We start from the raw sequence: 1450 nt of genomic DNA on the forward strand, positions 1-1450 counted from the left end.
TGAAGTGACCCCTAAAAGTTAGACACGGTTATTTCATTAGGCAGCAGTTAGGGCATGAGTACGGTATTTAACCGGGCTCATGCCTTTTAATTTTGCCTTGATTCGTTTGTGATTATAGTAATCCATATATTTAGCCAGCTCTAGTTTAAAGTGTTCCACACTTTCAAATTCTTTTAGATAAAGAAGTTCAGATTTTAGGATTCCAAAGAAGTTTTCCATCACAGCGTTATCGTAACAGTTCCCTTTACGAGACATACTCTGGGTGATGCCACTTTTACTGAGGACCTTACGGTATTGTTTCATTTGATAGTGCCAGCCTTGATCTGAATGTAAAAGAAGCTTAACTTTATCTGTTACATGCGCTAGAGCTTGATCTAACATCGTAGAGACAAGAGAGTATGTCGGTCTAGCCCCTATTGTATAGGTAATGATTTCTCCATTAAATAAGTCCAATACGGGAGATAAATAAAGCTTCTTTCCGAATAATTTAAACTCTGTAATATCCGTGACCCACTTTTCGTTTGGTTTCTCAGCTTTAAAATTACGATTTAAAATATTTGGTGCAATCTTCCCAATCGTTCCTTTATAAGAACGATATTTTTTAATACGTACGAGACATTTTAATCCTAGTTCCTTCATGATACGCTGTACCTTTTTGTGGTTAACTTGGTGTCCGCGGTTTCTAAGTTCATCGCGGATTCTACGGTAGCCAAAACGGCCTTCATGTTCCTTATAAATAGCCTGAATCAAATGTTTTAACTCCTCGTCAGGGTCAGGACGATTGAAATTATTCACCCAATAATAATAGGTACTACGTGGGATTCCTGCTAGCTTTATAAGTGCTTGTATCGAAAACTCATGCCTTAATTCATAGACTACTTGCGCTTTGTCTTGTTTGGTGATTTTTCCTTGTTTTGAACTAAGGCATTCAACTTTTTTAAATAAGCATTTTCCATACGTAACGCTTCTAATTCCTGTTGAAGCGCTTCTACTGATCCTTTATCTGGTGATGACTTTTTGGAAGACCTTTGATCTTTCTTATTCATGTTTGGACGCCCCTTTTTCTTTGGTTTTAGGGCATCCAAACCTTGAGTCTCTAATAAATCTCGCCATTTCCACAAGGTAGAATCGGATGGCAGATTAAAAATCGCGGCTGTATCAAAGATAGACGTCCCATTGTCGTTCATATATTTTAGTACGTCTAGTTTAAAGTTTAAGGGGTAATTTGTATAGCTTTTGAAAAAAGCATTCTCACCGTGGTATTCATATTTTCTAATCCAAAATAGAACTTTACTATTATTCGCACCAATCTCTTTTGCGATTGTTTTATACCCTACATCCCCTTCTAAATATCGTTTAACAGCAGCTATTTTTTCTTCGATCGTAAATTTAGCCATAAGAAAAGCACCTCCAAATTTAAGACTGTGTCTAAAATTTGGGGTGCAGTTCA

At 36.8% G+C, this 1450-nt stretch carries 1 protein-coding gene; it reads right to left on the minus strand.

Translation table 11 applies throughout. The annotated features are described in order from the left end of the window. Window positions 1–36: 36 nt before the first annotated feature. Window positions 37–1397, minus strand: a protein-coding gene (locus IHV12_RS22440) for an IS3 family transposase (RefSeq protein WP_197192296.1) whose coding sequence is annotated in 2 segments (ribosomal slippage) — window positions 37–941 and window positions 941–1397 — 1362 coding nt in all. Because the reading frame shifts where the segments join, the coding sequence is not laid out codon by codon here. Window positions 1398–1450: the final 53 nt, after the last annotated feature.

Origin of the sequence: Fictibacillus sp. 7GRE50, assembly GCF_015903875.1 — a bacterium.
Taxonomy (GTDB): Bacteria; Bacillota; Bacilli; order Bacillales; family Fictibacillaceae; genus Fictibacillus; species Fictibacillus phosphorivorans.